Annotated in this window: 17 protein-coding genes; 15 read left to right on the top strand and 2 right to left on the bottom strand. The window is 67.7% G+C overall.

Translation table 11 applies throughout. The annotated features are described in order from the left end of the window. The first annotated feature begins 156 nt into the window (after window positions 1–156). Window positions 157–744: a hypothetical protein gene (locus HWX87_RS23665; RefSeq protein ID WP_176049550.1), complete on the top strand. Its 588-nt coding sequence runs from the start codon at window positions 157–159 to the stop codon at window positions 742–744. Window positions 745–1,051: 307 nt separating this feature from the next. Here the strand turns inward: HWX87_RS23665 and HWX87_RS23660 are convergent, their stop codons facing one another. Next, window positions 1,052–1,375 (bottom strand): DUF1840 domain-containing protein, encoded by a 324-nt coding sequence (locus HWX87_RS23660; RefSeq protein WP_124496591.1) that lies wholly within the window; start codon window positions 1,373–1,375, stop codon window positions 1,052–1,054. A gap of 200 nt (window positions 1,376–1,575) precedes the next feature. Here HWX87_RS23660 and argS point away from each other — a divergent pair, with 200 nt between their 5' ends. From argS to HWX87_RS23630, 6 genes are all read left to right on the top strand, one after another. After that, window positions 1,576–3,357, top strand: a complete 1,782-nt coding sequence (gene argS / locus HWX87_RS23655; RefSeq protein ID WP_176049549.1) for an arginine--tRNA ligase — start codon at window positions 1,576–1,578, stop codon at window positions 3,355–3,357. Between the two features lie 104 nt (window positions 3,358–3,461). Then, on the top strand, window positions 3,462–4,361 hold the full coding sequence (locus HWX87_RS23650; RefSeq protein ID WP_176049548.1) for an SPOR domain-containing protein: 900 nt from the start codon (window positions 3,462–3,464) through the stop codon (window positions 4,359–4,361). A gap of 70 nt (window positions 4,362–4,431) precedes the next feature. After that, entirely contained in the window at window positions 4,432–5,070 is a 639-nt protein-coding gene (locus HWX87_RS23645) for a thiol:disulfide interchange protein DsbA/DsbL (protein WP_176049547.1), read from the top strand. A 19-nt stretch (window positions 5,071–5,089) separates the two neighbouring features. Further along, window positions 5,090–5,863: an SDR family oxidoreductase gene (locus tag HWX87_RS23640; protein WP_176049546.1), complete on the top strand. Its 774-nt coding sequence runs from the start codon at window positions 5,090–5,092 to the stop codon at window positions 5,861–5,863. A 411-nt stretch (window positions 5,864–6,274) separates the two neighbouring features. Further along, on the top strand, window positions 6,275–7,870 hold the full coding sequence (locus tag HWX87_RS23635) for an ABC transporter substrate-binding protein (RefSeq protein ID WP_176049545.1): 1,596 nt from the start codon (window positions 6,275–6,277) through the stop codon (window positions 7,868–7,870). A gap of 192 nt (window positions 7,871–8,062) precedes the next feature. Then, window positions 8,063–9,709 (top strand): ATP-binding cassette domain-containing protein, encoded by a 1,647-nt coding sequence (locus HWX87_RS23630; protein ID WP_176049544.1) that lies wholly within the window; start codon window positions 8,063–8,065, stop codon window positions 9,707–9,709. Between the two features lie 16 nt (window positions 9,710–9,725). Here the strand turns inward: HWX87_RS23630 and HWX87_RS23625 are convergent, their stop codons facing one another. Further along, a complete protein-coding gene (locus tag HWX87_RS23625) occupies window positions 9,726–10,805 on the bottom strand; it encodes an MBL fold metallo-hydrolase (protein ID WP_176049543.1) in 1,080 nt (359 codons plus the stop codon). Window positions 10,806–11,109: 304 nt separating this feature from the next. Between HWX87_RS23625 and aceK the strand changes: the two genes are divergently transcribed. The 8 genes from aceK to bioD all read left to right on the top strand — a co-directional run bounded on the left by aceK (window position 11,110) and on the right by bioD (window position 20,105). After that, complete coding sequence (gene aceK, locus HWX87_RS23620; protein ID WP_176049542.1) at window positions 11,110–12,927, top strand: bifunctional isocitrate dehydrogenase kinase/phosphatase; 1,818 nt, start codon at window positions 11,110–11,112, stop codon at window positions 12,925–12,927. A 56-nt stretch (window positions 12,928–12,983) separates the two neighbouring features. Beyond that, window positions 12,984–13,751: a carbonate dehydratase gene (gene can / locus HWX87_RS23615; protein ID WP_176049541.1), complete on the top strand. Its 768-nt coding sequence runs from the start codon at window positions 12,984–12,986 to the stop codon at window positions 13,749–13,751. Window positions 13,752–13,853: 102 nt separating this feature from the next. Beyond that, the gene (locus HWX87_RS23610) at window positions 13,854–14,531 is read left to right on the top strand and encodes an SDR family oxidoreductase (RefSeq protein ID WP_175847367.1); all 678 of its coding nucleotides are present in this window, start codon (window positions 13,854–13,856) and stop codon (window positions 14,529–14,531) included. A 39-nt stretch (window positions 14,532–14,570) separates the two neighbouring features. Next, the gene (locus tag HWX87_RS23605) at window positions 14,571–15,008 is read left to right on the top strand and encodes a YchJ family protein (protein WP_176049540.1); all 438 of its coding nucleotides are present in this window, start codon (window positions 14,571–14,573) and stop codon (window positions 15,006–15,008) included. A gap of 106 nt (window positions 15,009–15,114) precedes the next feature. Then, window positions 15,115–16,389, top strand: coding sequence for a prolyl oligopeptidase family serine peptidase (locus HWX87_RS23600; protein WP_176049539.1), 1,275 nt, complete (start codon window positions 15,115–15,117; stop codon window positions 16,387–16,389). A 469-nt stretch (window positions 16,390–16,858) separates the two neighbouring features. Continuing rightward, entirely contained in the window at window positions 16,859–18,205 is a 1,347-nt protein-coding gene (bioA, locus tag HWX87_RS23595; RefSeq protein ID WP_176049538.1) for an adenosylmethionine--8-amino-7-oxononanoate transaminase, read from the top strand. Beyond that, the gene (gene bioF, locus HWX87_RS23590; protein ID WP_176049537.1) at window positions 18,202–19,386 is read left to right on the top strand and encodes an 8-amino-7-oxononanoate synthase; all 1,185 of its coding nucleotides are present in this window, start codon (window positions 18,202–18,204) and stop codon (window positions 19,384–19,386) included. The genes bioA and bioF overlap by 4 nt, the downstream gene beginning before the upstream one ends. After that, complete coding sequence (gene bioD, locus HWX87_RS23585; protein WP_176049536.1) at window positions 19,383–20,105, top strand: dethiobiotin synthase; 723 nt, start codon at window positions 19,383–19,385, stop codon at window positions 20,103–20,105. Before bioF ends, bioD begins: the two co-directional genes overlap by 4 nt. Window positions 20,106–20,133: the final 28 nt, after the last annotated feature.

Here is a 20,133-nt window from a genome sequence, read left to right as displayed (position 1 = left end):
CCCGCCACAACGCGCCTCGACCATGAGGCGCGTCGCATAATACGCCAATCAATCAGGATACCTAATCTCAATAATCAGCAACGTCATTGTAGAAGCGTCGGGCTCTCGAGCGACGGCGCATCGATGCCCCGTCCCAAGCCCGAAACACGCCCCACCATGCAGACCTTCGAGATCCGGATCACCGAAACGCCAACCGACGGGGCCAGTCCATTCCCGCCGACGCGGTATCGCGGCGAAAGCTGGGACTTGAGTCATTTGCGTCCGATGACCTTCACGTGCGACCTGGAAACAGGATTCGACGTGACGGTTCTTGTCCTGTTCTCCTGCCACTGTTTCACGCGCAGCTTTACGTGGGACCCGCGTACCCGCGACGCCATTCCGGACGACGAAATCTACGATGACGGCCGCGAAGTGCGTGTGCTCTGCGCTGATCGGTATCGAGCGTCGCGACAACTGTTGCGCGACGTGATTGCCGGGCTGGCGACGCGCCGGATCGTCGTTGCGAACGAACGGCAGCCCAATTTCGTGACGGTGGAGGCGGTGTCGTCGGACGGCATGCCACGCGTGTACGCCGTATTCTTCGAGGTCTCGAAGGATCGAACCAGAAAACGCCGGCTCATTCTGCGGGTGCAGTCTGCCTACATGCTGGATGGCGACCTGACGAGACGCCAGCGGGAAGCGCGGAAGGTGGCGTTACGCACCCTGCTGCGCGCGAGCCTGGAAGGCCGCAAGATCCGGGCATAGAAAAACCAACGGCTGCCTTTCGGCAGCCGTCGCATGCGGGGTTCTCTTTCCGCCTCTCGACGGAGTACCCACTCCAGGTGGGGCCCGATCACTCGGGCGGCGCTATGTTTTCGCACCCGCTTTCACATAGTCTTGCGTTTGAATTATAAGGAAATTCTCCTCTTGCGGTCAATGCGGGCGGCCTGCCGGCGGCCCATTTTCGAACCCCTGCTTGCTCGCTCCCATTTGATCAGACAAAAGAAAAAGCCCGCTTGGAAGCGGGCTTTTTTCTGCCTTTCGATCCTTTCGGACGGCCGGGCAAGAACGCTCAGAAGCCCCAGTGCACGTCGGCCTCGCCGGCCTTCGCTTCGCGCAGCATCGTGAGGAACGGTGCGACGCGCTGTGCCAGGCTCGGCGGCACTTCGTGATGTGCGTGGTCGGTTTCGTCCTCGTGGAAGTGGCCGGCATGCTCGGCGCGTTCCTGCTTCGCCTGCGCAACGGCGCCTTCCAGCTTGGCGATTGCGTGGTCCAGCTCGTCGTGCGTGATCACACCGCGCTCGCCCAGCTGCTTGCCGACGAGACCCAGCACATACACGGCGAAATCCTTCAGCACGTCGAGATCTTGTGCCGCCTTGCTCTTGAACGTAATCATGACAATTCCCTTTTCATCTTGTTGTGCCTGCGCGGCGCGGTTGGGGAACGCCGGCAGACCGGCGTCCGGCCTCGCGGACGCGGGCCGCCTGAGCGGCATATTAGCACCTGTTAAAATTCTGCGATCCCTGAAACGCGCGCTTAAAAAGCGCGCCGGCGGGCCGGCGTTTCCGGCCGCCACCAACGAAGCCTTCTACCAGCATGCTGCCAGCACACAAACAGACCCTCGAAGCCCTGCTCGCGGATAGCGTCAAGCAGGTCGCACACGCGCTGAAAGGCGCCGACGCGGCGTCCGTCGCCCCGACCATCACGCTGGAGCGCCCGAAAGTCGCCGCGCACGGCGACGTCGCGTGCAACGTCGCGATGCAGCTCGCCAAGCCGCTCGGCACGAACCCGCGCCAGCTCGCCGAGCAGATCGTCGCGGCGCTCACCGCACAGCCGGGCGCGCAAGGCCTCGTCGAAGCCGCCGAGATTGCCGGCCCCGGCTTCATCAACCTGCGCCTGTCGGCCGCCGCGAAGCAGGCGGTGATCGCCGCCGTGTTCGACCGGGGCCGCGCGTTCGGCATGTCGGATCACGAGAAAGGCAAGCAGGTGCTGCTCGAATTCGTGTCGGCGAACCCGACCGGCCCGCTGCACGTCGGCCACGGCCGCCAGGCCGCGCTCGGCGACGTGCTCGCGAACGTGATCGCGAGCCAGGGCTACGCGGTGCATCGCGAGTTCTACTACAACGACGCGGGCGTGCAGATCGGCAACCTCGCGATCTCGACTCAGGCGCGCGCACGCGGCCTGAAGCCGGGCGACGCGGGCTGGCCGGAAGCCGCGTACAACGGCGAATACATCGCCGACATCGCACGTGACTTCCTGGCCGGCGAAACGGTCGCCGCGTCGGACGGCGAGCCGGTCAAGGGCACGGGCGACGTCGAGGATCTCGACGCGATCCGCAAGTTCGCGGTCACCTACCTGCGTCGCGAGCAGGACATGGACCTGCAGGCGTTCGGCGTGAAGTTCGACCAGTACTACCTCGAGTCGTCGCTGTACAGCGAAGGCCGCGTCGAAAAGACGGTCGACGCGCTGGTCAAGGCCGGCATGACCTACGAGCAGGACGGCGCGCTGTGGCTGCGCACGACCGACGAAGGCGACGACAAGGATCGCGTGATGCGCAAGTCGGACGGCACGTACACGTACTTCGTGCCGGACGTCGCATACCACGTGACGAAGTGGGAGCGCGGCTTCACGAAGGTGATCAACATCCAGGGCTCGGACCACCACGGCACGATCGCGCGCGTGCGCGCCGGCCTGCAGGGCCTGCACATCGGGATCCCGAAGGGCTACCCCGACTACGTGCTGCACAAGATGGTCACCGTGATGCGCGACGGCCAGGAAGTGAAGATCTCGAAGCGCGCGGGCAGCTACGTGACGGTGCGCGACCTGATCGAATGGTCGGGCGGCGCGGCGTCGGGCCAGGAAGCGGCGCCCGACCTGATCGACGAGGCGACCATCACGCGCGGCCGTGACGCGGTGCGCTTCTTCCTGATCTCGCGCAAGGCCGATACCGAGTTCGTGTTCGACATCGACCTCGCGCTGAAACAGAACGACGAAAACCCGGTCTATTACGTCCAGTACGCGCATGCGCGGATCTGCTCGGTGCTCAACGAACTGAAGTCGCGCTACAACGTCGACGTCGCGCAGCTGCCGGGCGCCGACCTGTCGCAGCTGACGAGCGCGCAAGCGACGTCGCTGATGCAGAAGCTGGCCGAGTATCCGGACATGCTCACGCACGCAGCGAACGAGCTGGCGCCGCACGCGGTCGCGTTCTACCTGCGCGACCTCGCTGGCGAATTCCACTCGTTCTACAATGCGGAGCGCGTGCTGGTCGACGACGAAGCGCCGCGCAATGCGCGCGCCGCGCTCCTCGCCGCGACCCGGCAGGTGCTCGAGAACGGCCTGGCGGTGCTCGGCGTGTCCGCGCCCGCCAAGATGTAAGGATGTAAGCAGCCCGATCCGGGCAGCGAATGGCCGCGGCAGCGCCCGCCACAGGAGCGCCCGCCGCGGCCCTTTCACGATTCTTTTTGCAGGTAACTCAAGCAATGGCACAACCACGCCGAACTTCGAAGCAATCGAAACAAGCCGGAGGGACATTTCTTGGAATCGTGCTGGGCCTGATTGTCGGCCTCGCGATCGCCGTGGTGGTGGCGCTCTACATCACGCGCTCGCCGTCGCCGTTCGTGTCGAAGGTCGCGCCGCCGCCGGCCGACAACGGCGCGAGCCAGCCGCAGCAGTTCGACCCGAACCGCGCGCTGCAGGGCAAGACGCCCGGCCAGCCGGTGCCGCAGGCCGCGCAGCCCGCCCCGCCGAACACCGCGCCCGGCCAGGCCGCGAACCAGACCCAGGGCGGCCTGCTGCCCGAGCCGCAGATCGTCGAAGTGCCGCCGTCGGCCAACGGGTCGAGCGGCTCGAACAACACCGGCAGCTCCAGCAACACGACCGCGTCGAACAATTCGTCGTCGGGCAACGGCGTTGCCGTCGCACCGAAATCGGCCGACACCACGCCGCCGCCGAAGAAGACGCAACAGGCGCAGCAACAGCAGCAAGGCGGCGAGGACGATCTCGCACGCTTCGCCGCGCAGAAGCAGGCGCAGCAGGCTGCCGCGCAAAAGCAGCAGCAACAGCAGCTGGCCGCGAACACGCCGAAGCCGACGTCGTCGGCTGCCGCGGCAGCCGCGAAGCCGCCGACCGCAAACGACGCGAACACCGGCTACTTCCTGCAAGTGGGCGCTTACAAGACCGAAGGCGACGCCGAGCAGCAGCGCGCGCGCCTCGGCTTCCAGGGCTTCGAATCGAAGGTGTCGAAACGCGACGTCAGCGGCGTGACCTATTTCCGCGTGCGCGTCGGCCCGTTCTCGAAGTTCGAGGAGATGAACTCGGCCCGTCAGCGCCTGTCCGATGCAGGTGTCGACACGGCGGTGATCCGCTTCACGAAGCAGTAAGCCAACCGGCCGAGCCCACGCAGAACCCGTTACGTTCCGTAACCCGAGCAACTGATTCGACGTTCACAACATGAAAAAACTGCTTAGCACGCTCCTTCTGTCCCTGGGCCTGGCTGCCGGCCTTGCCCAGGCTTCGCCCGCCGCACCGGTCGCCGGCAAGGACTTCGAGGTGATGAAGTCGCCGCAGCCGGTGTCCGCGCCGGCCGGCAAGGTCGAGGTGATCGAGTTCTTCTGGTACGGCTGCCCGCACTGCTACGAATTCGAGCCGACGATCGAGGCCTGGGTGAAGAAGCAGGGCAACAACATCGACTTCAAGCGCGTGCCGGTCGCCTTCCGTGACGATTTCGTCCCGCACTCGAAGCTGTACTACGCGGTGTCCGCGCTCGGCATCTCCGAGAAGGTCACGCCGGCGATCTTCAACGCGATCCACAAGCAGAAGAACTACCTGCTGACGCCGCAGGCGCAGGCCGACTTCCTGGCCACGCAGGGCGTCGACAAGAAGCAGTTCATGGACGCGTACAACTCGTTCAGCGTGCAGGGCGAGGTGAACCAGTCGGCCAAGCTGCTGAAGGACTACGCGATCGACGGCGTGCCGACGGTCGTCGTCAACGGCAAGTACAAGACGGGCCCCGCTTACACGAACAGCATCCCGGGCACGGCCCAGGTGCTCGACTTCCTCGTGAAGCAGGTTCAGGACAAGAAGCTCTGATCCCCGTCCGCGCACCGGCATGACTACTCCGCTGAAGGTCTTCATCACCGGTGCGTCGAGCGGCCTCGGCCTCGCGATGGCCGAGGAATACGCCCGCCAGGGCGCCACGCTCGCCCTCGTCGCGCGACGCACCGATGCACTCGATGCGTTCGCGCGGCGATTCCCCAGGCTGTCCATCTCGGTCTATTCCGCCGACGTGCGCGACGCCGACGCGCTCGCGACGGCCGCCGCGTCGTTCATCGCGGCGCACGGTTGCCCCGACGTCGTGATCGCGAACGCGGGCATCAGCCAGGGCGCCGTCACGGGCCAGGGCGATCTCGCGACGTTCCGCAACGTGATGGACATCAACTACTACGGGATGGTCACGACGTTCGAGCCGTTCGTCGGCCCGATGACGGCCGCGCGCCACGGCACGCTGGTCGGCGTCGCGAGTGTCGCCGGCGTGCGCGGCCTGCCGGGCTCCGGCGCGTACAGCGCGTCGAAATCGGCCGCGATCAAGTATCTTGAAGCGCTGCGCGTCGAGCTGCGCCCGGCCGGCGTCGGCGTCGTGACGATCGCGCCCGGCTACATCCGCACGCCGATGACCGCGCACAACCCGTACCGGATGCCGTTCCTGATGGACGCCGACCGCTTCGCCGCACGCGCGGCGCGCGCGATCGCGCGGCAGCACGCGTTCCGCGTGATTCCGTGGCAGATGGGCGTCGTCGCGAAGGTGCTGCACGTGCTGCCGCGCTGGCTGTACGACCGCCTGTTCGAGAAGGCGCCGCGCAAGCCGAAGGCCGGCGCGCACTGATCGGCCAACCGGCCCGCGCGAAGCATCGCGGGCCGCCTCTCCGCCTCTCCGCCTCTCCGCCTCTCCGCCTCTCCGCCTCTCCGCTTCTCCGCTTCTCCGCTTCTCCGCTTCTCCTCACCGACGCCTGACGGCTTCGACGCTTCGATTCGCGGCACGCCCGCGCCGTCCCCGCCGCGCCGCTGTCCGGCGTCCCCAGCGCCGACGCGCCTGCGCCCCCAGCTCGCCGCCCGAACACCCGTTCCGTCGCGAACGCAGCCGTTTTTCGGTCAATTCGCCGCGTTCCGTCGCCTTTTTTCACGCGTCGCGCGCTTTGACGGTATGCTATTCGCCAGCCGCGCCGGCCCCGCCCGCTTCCGGGCCGCGCCCGCATCCCGTCACCCAGCAAAAAACACAAGCCACGTGGGAGATCCTATGCACGTCAAGCTGTTCGCGGCGGCCGCCGTCGCCGCCGCCCTCGCCGCCCCCGGCCTCGCCGCCGCCAAGCCGCTCACCGTCTGCACGGAATCGAGCCCGGACGGCTTCGACGTCGTGCAGTACAACTCGCTCGTCACGACCAACGCATCGGCCGACGTGATCTTCAACACGCTCGTGTCCTACGACGAAGCCGCGAAGAAGGTCGTGCCCGCGCTCGCCGACAAATGGGAAGCAAGCGCCGACGGCCTCACGTACACGTTCCATCTGCGCCCGAACGTCGCGTTCCAGACCACCGACTATTTCAAGCCGGGCCGCACGCTGAATGCGGACGACGTCGTGTTCACGTTCACGCGGATGCTCGACGATTCGAACCCGTGGCACAAGGTGGCCGGCGCGAGCGGCTTCCCGCACGCGCAGTCGATGGGCCTCGTGAAGCTCGTCAAATCGGTCACGAAGGTCGACGACAGCACGGTGAAGTTCGTGCTGAACGAGCCGAACGCGACGTTCGTGCCGATCCTGACGATGGGCTTCGCATCGATCTACTCGGCCGAATACGCAGACCAGCTGCTGAAGGCCGGCAAGCAGGCCGACCTGAACGCGAAGCCGGTCGGCACCGGCCCGTTCGTGCTGAAGAGCTATACGAAGGACGCGCTGATCCGCTACGACGTGAACCCGGCGTACTGGGGCACGAAGCCGAAGGTCGAGCGGCTGATCTACGCGATCACGCCCGACCCGTCGGTGCGCCTGCAGAAGGTGAAGGCCGGCGAATGCCAGATCGCGTTGTCGCCGAAGCCGCAGGATGTGCTCGCCGCGAAGGGCGAAAGCGCGCTGAAGGTCGTGCAGACGCCCGCGTTCATGACCGCGTTCGTCGCGCTGAACACGCAGAAGAAGCCGCTCGACAACGACAAGGTGCGCGAGGCGCTGAACCTCGCGTTCGATCGCGCAACCTACCTGAAGGTCGTGTTCGACAACACCGCGACGGCCGCCAACAACCCGTATCCGCCGAACACGTGGAGCTACGCGAAGGACGTCTCGCCGTACGCGTACGATCCCGCGAAGGCGAAGCAGCTGCTCGCGCAGGCCGGCTTCCCGAACGGCTTCTCAACGACGATCTGGACGCGCCCGACCGGCAGCGTGCTGAACCCGAACCCGAAGGTCGGCGCGGAACTGCTGCAGGCCGACCTCGCGAAGATCGGCGTGAAGGCCGAAGTGAAAGTGATCGAATGGGGCGAACTGATCAAGCAGGCGAAGCTCGGCCAGCATGACATGCTGTTCATGGGCTGGGCCGGCGACAACGGTGATCCGGACAACTACCTGTCGCCGCTGTTCAGCTGCAACGCGGTGAAGTCGGGCATCAACTTCGCGCGCTTCTGCGATGCGCAGCTCGACAAGCTGATCGCCGACGGCAAGTCGACCGCCGACCAGGCAAAGCGCGCGAAGCTGTACGAATCGGCGCAGAAGATCATCCACGACCAGGCGCTGTGGATCCCGCTCGGCTACCCGACCGCCGCGGCGCTGACGCGCACGAACGTGAGCGGTTATCACGTGAGTCCGTTCGGACGCCAGAACTTCACGACGGTCGCCGTGCAGTAACCGCGCGTGGCGCGCAAGCGACGGCGTTCGCGCCGCTCGCTTGCAGCCCGCGCGTTTCGCTTGCTACACTGCGCGCCTATTCCTCATACCGGACGCCAGCCAAAGTGAACAACTAAGCCTTCCCGAAATGTTTTCGCCGCCCGTGCCACGCACGCCGCGCGCGAAGGTCTTCATGCATTTTTGGAGGTGCTTATGGCTGCAGCCACGCCCACCGGCGCGCTCGTCGCGCTTCATCACGTTTCCTTCCGCTTCGACGACGGCGTCACGCTGTTCGATTCGCTCGACCTGTCCATCGATCGCACGCCGACCGGCATCGTCGGCCGCAACGGCATCGGCAAGAGCCTGCTCGCGCAACTGATCGCGGGTCGCCGTGCACCGAGCGCGGGGACGATCGAGCGGCACACGCCCGTCGTCTACGTCGCGCAGCAGCATGACAACGACCACGCAGCGGCAAACCCGCGAACCGTCTCGCAGGTCGCCGCGCTCGATGCGCCGCTCGGCGCGCTCGCGCGTCTCGCTGAAGGCCGCGCGGCACCGCATGACTTCGACCTGATCGGCGATCGCTGGGATCTCGCGGAACGGCTGCGCACGGCGCTCGACGCGGCCGGCCTCCACGACGTCCGACCCGACACGCCCGCGCACGCACTGAGCGGCGGCCAGCTCGCGCGCGTCGCGCTGATCGGCGCGTTGCTGTCCGGTGCCGGCCTGCTCGTGCTCGACGAACCGACCAACCATCTCGACGCGACGGGCCGTGCGTGGCTACGCGCGGCGCTCGACGGCTGGCGCGGCGGCGTCGTCATCGTGAGCCACGATCGTGCGCTGCTCGCCGGCGTGCAGCGCATCGTCGAGCTGACGCCGCAAGGCGTGCGCTCGTATGGCGGCAACTACGCGCTTTACCGCGCGCAGCGCGACGCGGATCAGGATGCCGCGCAAGCGGCGCTCGACAACGCACGTGCCGAACGCGGGCGCGTCAGGCGCAGGCTCGAACAGGAACACGACACGATCCAGCGCCACGCGGCCGCGTCGCTGCGCGATGCGAAGACGGCCAACCTGTCGTCTGGAGCGAAACAAAGCCGCAAGGGCGCGGCGCGCAGCATCATGGGCACGGTGCGACGCCACCAGAACGACTTCAAGGTAACGCTCGACGAACGCGTGCAGCAGGCGGCCGCGCGCGTCGACGCCGATGCGCCCGTGCTGGTGTCGCTGCCGGGCACCGAGGTCAGCGCGCGCCGCCAGCTGTTCACGCTCGAACACGCGCAACTGCCGTGGCGCATCGCCGGCGCGGCCGAGGCGATCACGTGGTCGGCGAGCGGCCCCGTGCGCATCGCGCTGACGGGCCCCAACGGCTGCGGGAAATCGACGCTGCTGCGGATGCTCGCTGGCGAGCTCGCACCGCGCTCAGGCGCCTGCACGACGCACGTGAGCGCCGCGTATCTCGACCAGCGGCTCGCACTGCTCGATCCGGCGCGCTCGATCGTCGAGCAACTGGGGCTGCTCGATACGCCGCTCGCCGAAGGCGACCTGCGCAGCCGGCTCGCGCTGCTGCAGCTCGACGCGGCGCGCGCGACGCAGCCGACGCGCCAGCTGAGCGGCGGTGAACGGCTGAAGGCCGCACTCGCATGCGCGTTGTGGCGCGGCACGCCCGCGCAACTGCTGCTGCTCGACGAGCCGACCAACCACCTCGATCTCGAATCGGTGCGTGCAATCGAAGCCGCCTTGGCCGGCTTCCCCGGTGCGATCGTGATCGCATCGCACGACACCGCGTTTCTCGCGGCGCTCGACCCGACGCACACGATGCAATGGCATCGCGACGGGTGGCGCTACGAACCCGTCGCATGAGGAGAACGAAGCGGTGTCAGCCGGCCGTGCGGAACCGCAGCACGCCGTCGTCGCCCTGCTCGCGCACGAGTTCGCCCGCGAGCCACAGCAGGTTCAGGTGGGCGAGCGCCTCGCCGAGCGCGAACGTCATCTGGTGGATGTCGAGCTCGCGGCGGCGGAACATGATCGGCACGATGTCCGCTGCGCTCATCGGCTGCTCCGCGCATGCGACGCGCACTTCCGCGAGCCGCGCGTCGTGGTGTTCGCGCAGTTGCGCGATGCGCGTGCGCACGCCGCGGAACGGCTTGCCGTGCGACGGCAGCACGAGCGTATCGGGCGCCATCGTCTCGTAGCGGCCGAGCGACTGCAGGTACAGCGCGAGCGGGTTTCCTTCCGGCTCGAGGTCGAACACGGACACGTTCGTCGAGATGCGCGGCAGCACCATGTCGCCGGAGATCAGCACGCCGTCGGCTTCGCTGTGGAGCGCGCAATGTTCAGGCGAATGGCCGAAGCCCGTGACGACGCGCCACGTGCGCGCGCCGATCGTCACCGCATCGCCTTCGCGCAGGCGCCGGTAGCGCGGCGGCACGGCCGGCACGAGATCCGAGTAGTAGTTGCGGCGGTTGCGCAGCTTGTCGAGCGCGGCCTGATCGGTGAGCCCGTGGCGCGCGAAGTGATCGGCGGCTGCGGCGCCGCCCGCGTTCGAGCCGTTGCCTGCCGCCATCAGGCAGCCGAACATGTATTCGCCGAGCGTCATCCACAGCCGCACGTTCCAGCGGCCCTGGTCGCCACCTTCGCACAGCCAGTTCGCGAGACCGAAGTGATCGGGGTGGCAGTGCGTGACGAGCACGCGCAGCACGGGCAGGCCGTCGAGATGCGTGTCGAAGATCTGTTCCCAGTGCGTGCGGATCGCGTCCGACGAGATCCCGCAATCGACGATCGTCCAGCCGGCCTGCCCGTCGATCTCGTCGCGCAGCAGCCAGAGATTGATGTGATCGAGCGAGAACGGCAGCGGCATGCGCAGCCAGCGCACGCCGGGCGCGACCTCGAACGTGTCGCCCGCGGCGGGCAGCGTGTCGGCGAAGGGGTAGTCGAGTTGGTGTTCCAGTGCGTTCATCGGTGGGGCGTCTCGTCGTTATCGGTGCGAATGCACGCCGGCGGCAGGCACGGCGGGCGTTGCGTCGATTCTATCGCCGTCGCGCGAAACGCGTGCCCGGCGGCGGCCGGGCGGTCAAAAAAAGTTCGTGCCAGAATCGGTTCCGTACCCGTATCTTTACGCGAAGATGCACCGAACGGCGCGCAACGGCGAACATCACGCCGATTGACGGCCGCCGGCGCGTCACCCCGAAAGTCATTGAAACGCCGACTTGGGCGCTAAAATGGCGAGTGCTTACAGCCCCTCCCGAACGAGCCTGCACGCGATGAATCACTTCCCCAAACTGCTGTCTTCGCAGATCGGTTTCGACGTCGCGCAGACGATGCTCGAAAACTTCGACCGCCATTACCGGATCTTCCGCGAAGCGGCCGTCGACGCGAAGACGCTGTACGAGCGCGCCGACTGGCACGGGCTGCAGCGGCTCGGGCGCGAGCGGATCACGTCGTACGACGATCGCGTGCAGGAATGCGTCGAGGTGCTGGAAGACGAATACGACGCGGAGAACATCGACGACGAAGTGTGGCAACAGATCAAGCTGCACTACATCGGCCTGCTCACGTCGCACCGCCAGCCCGAATGCGCGGAGACCTTCTTCAATTCGGTGTGCTGCAAGATCCTGCACCGCTCGTACTTCAGCAACGATTTCATCTTCGTGCGCCCGGCGATCTCGACCGAGTACCTGGAGAACGACGAGCCGGCCGCCAAGCCGACCTACCGCGCGTACTATCCGGGCACCGACGGGCTCGCCGCCACGCTCGAGCGCATCGTCACGAACTTCCAGCTCGAGCCGGCGTTCGAGGATCTCCCGCGCGACATCGGCTGCGTGATGCAGGCGATCGACGACGAATTCGGCCGCTTCGACGAAGCGCCGAATTTCCAGATCCACGTGCTGTCGTCGCTGTTCTTCCGCAACAAGAGCGCGTACATTATCGGCCGCATCATCAATGCCGATCGCGTGCTGCCGTTCGCGGTGCCGATCCGCCACGTGCGGCCGGGCCTGCTCGCGCTCGACACGGTGCTGCTGCGCCGCGACCTGCTGCAGATCATCTTCAGCTTCTCGCACTCGTACTTCCTCGTCGACATGGGCGTGCCGTCCGCGTACGTCGACTTCCTGTGCACGATCATGCCGGGCAAGCCGAAGGCCGAGATCTACACGTCGGTCGGCCTGCAGAAGCAAGGCAAGAACCTGTTCTATCGCGACCTGCTGCACCACCTGTCGCATTCGAGCGACCGCTTCATCATCGCGCCCGGGATCAAGGGCCTCGTGATGCTCGTGTTCACGCTGCCGTCGTTCCCGTACGTGTTCAAGATCATCAAGGATTACTTCCCGCCGCCGAAGGAAACGACGCGCGCGCAGATCATGGAGAAGTACCAGCTCGTGAAGCGCCACGACCGTCTCGGGCGGATGGCCGACACGCTCGAGTATTCGAGCGTCGCGCTGCCGCTCGCGCGGCTCGACCACGCGCTCGTGCGCGAGCTCGAGAAGGAAGTGCCGTCGCTGCTCGAATACGAGGACGGCAACCTCGTGATCAAGCACCTGTACATCGAGCGCCGGATGACGCCGCTCAACCTGTACCTGCAGAACGGCAGCGACGCGGACGTCGAGCACGGCGTGAAGGAATACGGCAACGCGGTGAAGGAGCTGATGAAGGCGAACATCTTCCCCGGCGACATGCTGTACAAGAACTTCGGCGTCACGCGCCACGGCCGCGTCGTGTTCTACGACTACGACGAGATCGAGTACCTGACCGACTGCAACGTGCGCCGCGTGCCGCCGCCGCGCAACGAGGAAGACGAGCTGTCCGGCGAACCGTGGTATACCGTCGGCCCGCACGACATCTTTCCGGAGACCTACGGACCGTTCCTGCTCGGCGACCCGCGCGTGCGCGGCGTGTTCATGAAGCATCACGCGGACTTTTTCGATCCCGCGCTGTGGCAGGCGAGCAAGGACAAGCTGCTGCAGGGCGAATTGCCCGATTTCTACCCGTACGACGCATCGCTGCGCTTCAGCGTGCGCTACCCCGCGCGCTTCGGCGCGACGGACCAGAACGACGGCGAAGGCGACGCGCAGCGCGCTGCCTGACGCCGGTGACACCGAATCCGATACCGACCCGATTTCCGCCAACGGAAGCCACACCGATGAACACCCAAGACAATCCGCTTTCACATCTGTTCGACAACAACGAAGCCTGGGTCAAGCGCAAGCTCGAGGACGATCCGCAGTTCTTCGCGCGCCTCGCCGACCAGCAGGCGCCGGAATACCTGTGGATCGGCTGCTCGGATTCGCGCGTACCCGCGAACCAGATCATCGGCCTGCCGCCGGGTGAAGTATTCGTGCACCGCAACATCGCGAACGTCGTCGTGCACAGCGACCTGAACTGCCTGTCGGTGATCCAGTTCGCGGTCGACATCCTGCGCGTGAAGCACATCATGGTCGTCGGCCACTACGGCTGCTCGGGCGTGAACGCTGCGCTGCTGAACCGGCGCGTCGGCCTCGCGGACAACTGGCTGCATCACGTGCAGGACGTGCGCGAGCGCCACGCGGCGCTGCTCGACGACTGGCCGGTCGGCGAAGCGCGCTATCGCCGCCTGATCGAGCTGAACGCGATCGAGCAGGTCGTCAACGTGTGCCGCACGACGATCGTCAACGACGCATGGGCCCGTGGCCAGTCGCTCACCGTGCACGGGCTCGTGTACGGCGTGCATGACGGCCGGATGCGCAACCTCGGGATGGCCGTGTCGAACTTCGAAGCGCTCGACGAGACCTACAAGCGCTGCGTGGCCGCACTCACCGCCGGCGGCGAACATGCGCCGGACAACGACATGATCGCGGCGGACGCCGCGCGCCTCGAAGGCGTCGCGCAGGCGGTCGCCGCCACGCTGAAGCCGTGCGACGACGCGAAATAACGCGAAAGCCGCCGGGCGGCCGTCGCCACGCGGCCGCGATACGCATCGAACGGATCTGACACCGGTACCGCCACGGCGGCGCCACGGAAAGGAGCGACGGGCATGAAAACCGTATTGATCGTCGGCGCATCGCGCGGCCTCGGCCGCGAATTCGTCCGGCAATACCGGCGCGACGGCTGGAACGTCATCGCGACCGCGCGCGACGAAGCCTCGCTCGACGCGCTGCGCGCGCTCGGTGCGCAGGCGCATGCGCTCGACATCGCGCAGCCCGAGCAGATCGCGGCGCTCGGCTGGAAGCTCGACGGCGAACGGCTCGATGCGGCCGTGCTCGTGTCGGGCGTGTACGGGCCGCGCACCGAAGGCGTCGAGACGATCACCGCCGAGGATTTCGACGCGGTGATGCACACGAACGTACGCGGGCCGATGCAGTTGCTGCCGATCCTGCTGCCGCTCGTCGAGGACGCACGCGGCGTGCTGGCCGTCGTGTCGAGCCGGATGGGCAGCATCGCCGAGGCGACCGGCACGACCGGCTGGCTGTACCGCGCGAGCAAGGCCGCGCTGAACGACGCGCTTCGCATCGCGTCGCTGCAGACGCGCCATGCGGCGTGCATTTCGCTGCATCCCGGCTGGGTGCGCACCGACATGGGCGGCGCGCAGGCCGCGATCGACCCGGAAACCAGCGTGACCGGCATGCGCCGCGTGATCGCCGAGTCCGGCTCGGACGTGTCGCAGGCCAACGGCCGCTTCTTCCAGTACGACGGCATCGAGCTGAGCTGGTGAGCCGAACCGACAACCGATCGTCGTTAATTCCCGTTTCGCATGATTTTGAACCGACCTGACGCGTGCCCGTGCGGCGGCGCGTCCCCCTCGCCCGCCGGCAAAGCGCCGGCGCCGCGCTATGCGGCCTGCTGCGGCCGCTTCATCGACGGCGGCGAAGCCGCGCCGAGCGCGCTCGAGTTGATGCGTTCGCGGTACAGCGCGTACGTGCTCGGCGCGACCGGCTACCTGCGCGCGACCTGGGCCGCGCGCACCTGCCCGCCCGATCTCGATACCGACCCCGAAGCACCCGACGCGCCGCGCTGGCTCGGCCTCGCGGTCAAACGCCATGCGGCGCTCGACGAACGGCACGCGGAGGTCGAATTCGTGGCCCGCTACAAGGTCGGCGGGCGCGCTTACCGGCTCCACGAGACGAGCCGTTTCGAGCGCGACGAGCAGGGTTTCTGGCGCTATGTCGACGGCGAAGTAAGTGAACGCTGACAAATAGTTGCTGTGTCAGACGCCGGGTAATTCCCGCATTGCACAACCCGATTTTGTCGGGCTACGATGACCTCGAATTGGTCATGTTGCATGGCAGGGCTTACGAATGGCGTTCAGCAAGGTATTGGTGGGATGGATGGCGGCCTGTGCGCTGTCGGCCGCTCAGGCCGGTACGCTGCCGAACGCAAATACGGGCGCGGGCACCAGCGGGTCGCTCGCCCATGCCGAGCGCTTCGATTACAGCGACTCGAGCCTGCCGCAGGTCGCGGCCGACCTCAACGAACAGATTCTCCGCATCCCGGCCGATGCTTCGGGCTCCATCACGCTCGAGGCGACGCTCTTCAAGCCGGACGGCCCCGGCCCGTTCCCGCTCGTCGTCTTCAATCACGGCAAGAACACCGGCGATCTGCATCTGCAGCCGCGCAGCCGGCCGCTCGCGTTCGCGCGCGAATTCGTGCGTCGCGGCTATGCGGTGATCGCGCCGAACCGCCAGGGCTTCGCCGGCTCGGGCGGCACGTACCAGCAGGAAGGCTGCAACGTCGGCAAGAACGGCCTCGCACAGGCCGCCGACGTCGACGCGACGGTACGCTACATGTCGCACCAGCCGTACGTCGATGCGTCGCGCATCGTCGTCGCCGGCACGTCGCACGGCGGCCTCGCATCGGTCGCGTACGGCACCGAAGCCGCACCGGGCGTGCGCGGCATCATCAATTTCTCCGGCGGGCTGCGCCAGGACCTGTGCGACGGCTGGCAGCGCAATCTCGTCGATGCGTTCGACCAGTACGGCGCGCACACGGCCGTGCGCTCGCTGTGGCTGTACGGCGACAACGATTCGGTCTGGACGCCCGCGCTCGTCGCGCAAATGCACGACGCGTACGTGTCGCACGGCACGCAGGCGCAGTTCATCGATTTCGGCCGCTACAAGGACGACGCGCACCGGCTGATCGTCGATCGCGACGGCGTGCCCGTGTGGTGGCCGGCCGTCAGCGCGTTCCTCGCGCAGCTGAACCTGCCGACCTCGGTGCACTATGCGGTCGCGAACCCGCACGAGCCGAAGGCCACCGGCTACGCATCGATCGATGCGGTCGGCGCGGTGCCGTATGTCGACGAAGCCGGCCGCGAAGGCTATCGCCGCTTCCTGAGCCAGCATCCGAGCCGCGCGTTCGCGGTGTCGTCCGAAGGCGCCTGGTCGTGGGCGGAAGGCGGCGACGATCCGATGGCGCTCGCACTCGACAACTGCGCGAAGCAAGGCGCGGGCGCGTGCCGGCTGTACGCGGTCAACGACCGTGTGGTGTGGAACACGACGCAGACGGCCGACAACGGCGACGCCAACACGCGCGACACTCGCGACATCGATACGCACGCACTGGCTTCGCGCTGACGCGCGGCGGGGCCTCCGCCGCATCCTCTCCGGTTGATCCGGTTCCTCCTGCCGCTTTTCTTGCGCCTGCGGCCACGCCACGCGCCGTCTCGCCCGCCATTTCGGCCGCCCGTTTTCGCTCCTGATTCCGTAGACCATTCGGCCGCTGCCTTGCGGGCGTGACGTCACCCCGCGCCACCGCGCCCGCCTTCGATCCCCATTTTTCCCGGTCTCGCCGGCGCGCGTCCCGCGATTTTTTTCTGTCAGGGGGGTTCACTCGAACGTCGTCATCTACGGTCATTTCCGCGCATCCGCCGCGTTCCGTTCCGAGCGCCCCCGAACTGCACCGAACTCCCGCCCGGCAAGGCTTTGCGGGGTTTGTAACCGCTAGTGCAACGTCCCGCGGAACACGCTAATCTCAGCGCGTTTCGTGTCCCGCCGCGCGGCATCCCTTCGATGCCGCGCGGTCGTTTTACCCCCCGGAGTCGCCTTGAGTACGCCAGCCACCGACGACTGGGTCGCGCGCAGCCTGCGCGCGGTCTGGCATCCCTGCACCCAGATGAAGCATCACGAGCGCCTGCCGCTCGTCCCCGTCGCGCGCGGCGCGGGCGTGTGGCTGTACGACCGTGACGGCCGCCGCTACTTCGACGCGATCAGCTCGTGGTGGGTCAACCTGTTCGGCCATGCGAACCCGGACATCAACGCGGCGCTGAAGGACCAGCTCGACACGCTCGAGCACGCGATGCTCGCCGGCTGCACGCACGAGCCTGCGATCGAGCTCGCCGAACGGCTGCACGCGCTCACCGCGCGCACGCTCGGCCATGCATTCTTCGCATCGGACGGCGCGTCGGCCGTCGAGATCGCGCTGAAGATGAGCTTCCACGCGTGGCGCAACCGCGGCCGCGCGAACAAGCAGGAATTCGTCTGCGTCGCGAACAGCTATCACGGCGAGACGATCGGCGCGCTCGGCGTGACCGACGTCGCACTGTTCAAGGACGCGTACGACCCGCTGATCCGCCACGCGCACGTCGTCGCGTCGCCCGACGCGCGCGGCGCGCTGCCGGGCGAGACGGCCGCCGACGTCGCGGGCCGCGCGCTCGCGGACGTGCGGCGCCTGTTCGCCGAACGCGGCGACCGGATCGCCGCGCTGATCGTGGAGCCGCTCGTGCAGTGCGCGGCCGGCATGGCGATGCACGATCCGTCGTACGTGCGCGGGCTGCGCGCGCTGTGCGACGAATTCGGCGTGCACCTGATCGCCGACGAGATCGCGGTCGGCTGCGGCCGCACGGGCACCTTCTTCGCGTGCGAGCAGGCCGGCGTCTGGCCCGATTTCATGTGCCTGTCGAAAGGCATCAGCGGCGGCTACCTGCCGCTGTCGCTCGTGCTCACGCGCGACGACGTGTACGCGGCGTTCTACGACGACGACACGACGCGCGGCTTCCTGCACTCGCATTCGTACACGGGCAACCCGCTCGCGTGCCGCGCGGCGGTCGCGACGCTCGACCTGTTCGCGCGCGACGACGTGCTCGCGAGCAACGCGCGCAAATCGGCGACGATGCGCGCCGCGCTGGGCTCCCTCGACACGCATCCGCAGGTGCGCCACCTGCGCGAACGCGGCACGCTGTTCGCATTCGACGTCGCACTCGACAGCGACGCGGCACGCGGCTTCTCGCGGCGCTTCTTCGAACGCGCGCTGGAGCGCGAACTGCTGCTGCGCCCGATCGGCACGACCGTGTACCTGATGCCGCCGTACGTGATGAGCGACGACGACATCGCGTGGCTCGCGCAGCGCACGCGCGACACGCTCGACGCCACGCTGGAGGAAATCGGCCGATGAGCCTGCTCGACACCCTGCAACGCGGCCTCGCGGATCTCGACGCCCAGGGGCTGCGCCGCGTGCGCCGCATCGCCGACACCGCGTGCGACGCACGCATGACCGTGAACGGCCGCGAGATCATCGGCTTCGCCAGCAACGACTACCTCGGCCTCGCCGCGCATCCGGCGCTCGTCGCCGCCTTCGCCGAAGGCGCGCGGCGCTACGGCTCAGGCAGCGGCGGCTCGCACCTGCTCGGCGGCCATTCGCGCGCGCACGCCACGCTCGAGGACGAACTCGCGGGCTTCGCAGGCGGCTTCTCCGATGCCCCGCGCGCGCTGTACTTCAGCACCGGCTACATGGCGAACCTCGCCGCGATGACGGCGCTCGCCGGCAAAGACGCGACGATCTTCTCCGACGCGCTGAACCACGCGTCGCTGATCGACGGCATGCGGCTGTCGCGCGCGAACGTGCAGGTCTATCCGCACGCGGATACGGCCGCGCTCGCGGCGCTGCTCGACGCATCGGATGCCGAAACGAAACTGATCGTCAGCGATACCGTGTTCAGCATGGATGGCGATGTCGCGCCGCTCGCCGAGCTCGTCGCACTGGCCGAACGCCACGGTGCATGGCTCGTCGTCGACGATGCGCACGGCTTCGGCGTGCTCGGCCCGCAGGGCCGCGGCGCGCTCGCGGCCGCCGCGCTGCGTTCGCCGAATCTCGTGTACGTCGGCACGCTCGGCAAGGCGGCCGGCGTCGCGGGTGCGTTCGTGATCGCGCATGAAACCGTGATCGAATGGCTGATCCAGCGCGCGCGCAGCTACATCTTCACGACGGCCGCACCGCCGGCCGTCGCGCATGCGGTGTCAGCAAGCCTGAAGGTGATCGCCGGCGACGAAGGCGATGCGCGCCGCGCGCATCTCGCCGCGCTGATCGAGCGCACGCGCGCGCTGCTGCGCAACACGCGCTGGCAGCCGGTCGATTCGCACACGGCCGTGCAGCCGCTCGTGATCGGCAGCAACGACGCGACGCTCACGGCGATGCGCGCGCTCGACGCGCACGGCCTGTGGGTACCCGCGATCCGGCCGCCGACGGTGCCGGCCGGCACGTCGCGGCTGCGCGTGTCGCTGTCGGCCGCGCATTCGTTCGACGATCTCGCGCGGCTCGAAGCCGCGTTGATCGAAGCCAGCGAGGCCGCAGCATGAACGCCGCCCCGCTCTCCCTGTTCGTCACCGGCACCGACACCGAAATCGGCAAGACCTTCGTCTCGGCCGCGATGCTGCACGGCTTCGCGCGGCACGGCCTGCGCGCGGCCGCGCTGAAGCCCGTCGCGGCCGGCGCGTACGAACGCGACGGCGTCTGGCGCAACGAGGACGCCGACCAGCTCGATGCGGCCGCGAACGTCGTGCTGCCGCCCGAGCTGCGCACGCCGTTCCTGCTGAAGGCGCCGGCCGCGCCGCATATCGTCGCCGCGCGGGAAGGCGTGACGCTCGACATCGACACGATCGTCGCGTGCCATCGCGAAGCGCTGACGCGCGCGGATATCGTCGTCGTCGAAGGCGCCGGCGGCTTCCGCGTGCCGCTGAACGACACGCAGGACATGGCCGATCTCGCGGTCGCGCTCGGCCTGCCGGTCGTGCTCGTGGTCGGCGTGCGGCTCGGCTGCATCAACCATGCGCTGCTCACCGCCGACGCGATTCGTCAACGCGGCCTTACCCTCGCGGGCTGGGTCGCGAACCACGTCGACCCGGCCATGTCGTTCGCCGACGAGAACGTCGCGACGATGCGCGACTGGCTCGCTCGCGAGCACGGCGCGCCGCTGCTCGGCCGCATTCCGCACATGAGCCCGGCCGCCCCCGAATCCGCAGCGGCGATGCTCGACATCGCCGCGCTCGTCGAAACGCTGCGCGCTGCGCAGCATTGACCCAACCGATCCCCCAATCCCGCCCAGG

The sequence above is a fragment of the Burkholderia sp. BCC1644 genome, assembly GCF_902833225.1.
Lineage (GTDB): Bacteria > Pseudomonadota > Gammaproteobacteria > Burkholderiales > Burkholderiaceae > Burkholderia.
This window is presented reverse-complemented; position numbering and strand designations above follow the sequence as displayed.

Bases quoted from the DNA above. Each gene is read 5' to 3' on its own strand.
- HWX87_RS23665 (WP_176049550.1), top strand. From the start codon at position 157: ATGCAGACCTTCGAGATCCGGATCACCGAAACGCCAACCGACGGGGCC.
- HWX87_RS23660 (WP_124496591.1), bottom strand. From the start codon at position 1,375: ATGATTACGTTCAAGAGCAAGGCGGCACAAGATCTCGACGTGCTGAAG.
- argS (WP_176049549.1), top strand. From the start codon at position 1,576: ATGCTGCCAGCACACAAACAGACCCTCGAAGCCCTGCTCGCGGATAGC.
- HWX87_RS23650 (WP_176049548.1), top strand. From the start codon at position 3,462: ATGGCACAACCACGCCGAACTTCGAAGCAATCGAAACAAGCCGGAGGG.
- HWX87_RS23645 (WP_176049547.1), top strand. From the start codon at position 4,432: ATGAAAAAACTGCTTAGCACGCTCCTTCTGTCCCTGGGCCTGGCTGCC.
- HWX87_RS23640 (WP_176049546.1), top strand. From the start codon at position 5,090: ATGACTACTCCGCTGAAGGTCTTCATCACCGGTGCGTCGAGCGGCCTC.
- HWX87_RS23635 (WP_176049545.1), top strand. From the start codon at position 6,275: ATGCACGTCAAGCTGTTCGCGGCGGCCGCCGTCGCCGCCGCCCTCGCC.
- HWX87_RS23630 (WP_176049544.1), top strand. From the start codon at position 8,063: ATGGCTGCAGCCACGCCCACCGGCGCGCTCGTCGCGCTTCATCACGTT.
- HWX87_RS23625 (WP_176049543.1), bottom strand. From the start codon at position 10,805: ATGAACGCACTGGAACACCAACTCGACTACCCCTTCGCCGACACGCTG.
- aceK (WP_176049542.1), top strand. From the start codon at position 11,110: ATGAATCACTTCCCCAAACTGCTGTCTTCGCAGATCGGTTTCGACGTC.
- can (WP_176049541.1), top strand. From the start codon at position 12,984: ATGAACACCCAAGACAATCCGCTTTCACATCTGTTCGACAACAACGAA.
- HWX87_RS23610 (WP_175847367.1), top strand. From the start codon at position 13,854: ATGAAAACCGTATTGATCGTCGGCGCATCGCGCGGCCTCGGCCGCGAA.
- HWX87_RS23605 (WP_176049540.1), top strand. From the start codon at position 14,571: ATGATTTTGAACCGACCTGACGCGTGCCCGTGCGGCGGCGCGTCCCCC.
- HWX87_RS23600 (WP_176049539.1), top strand. From the start codon at position 15,115: ATGGCGTTCAGCAAGGTATTGGTGGGATGGATGGCGGCCTGTGCGCTG.
- bioF (WP_176049537.1), top strand. From the start codon at position 18,202: ATGAGCCTGCTCGACACCCTGCAACGCGGCCTCGCGGATCTCGACGCC.
- bioD (WP_176049536.1), top strand. From the start codon at position 19,383: ATGAACGCCGCCCCGCTCTCCCTGTTCGTCACCGGCACCGACACCGAA.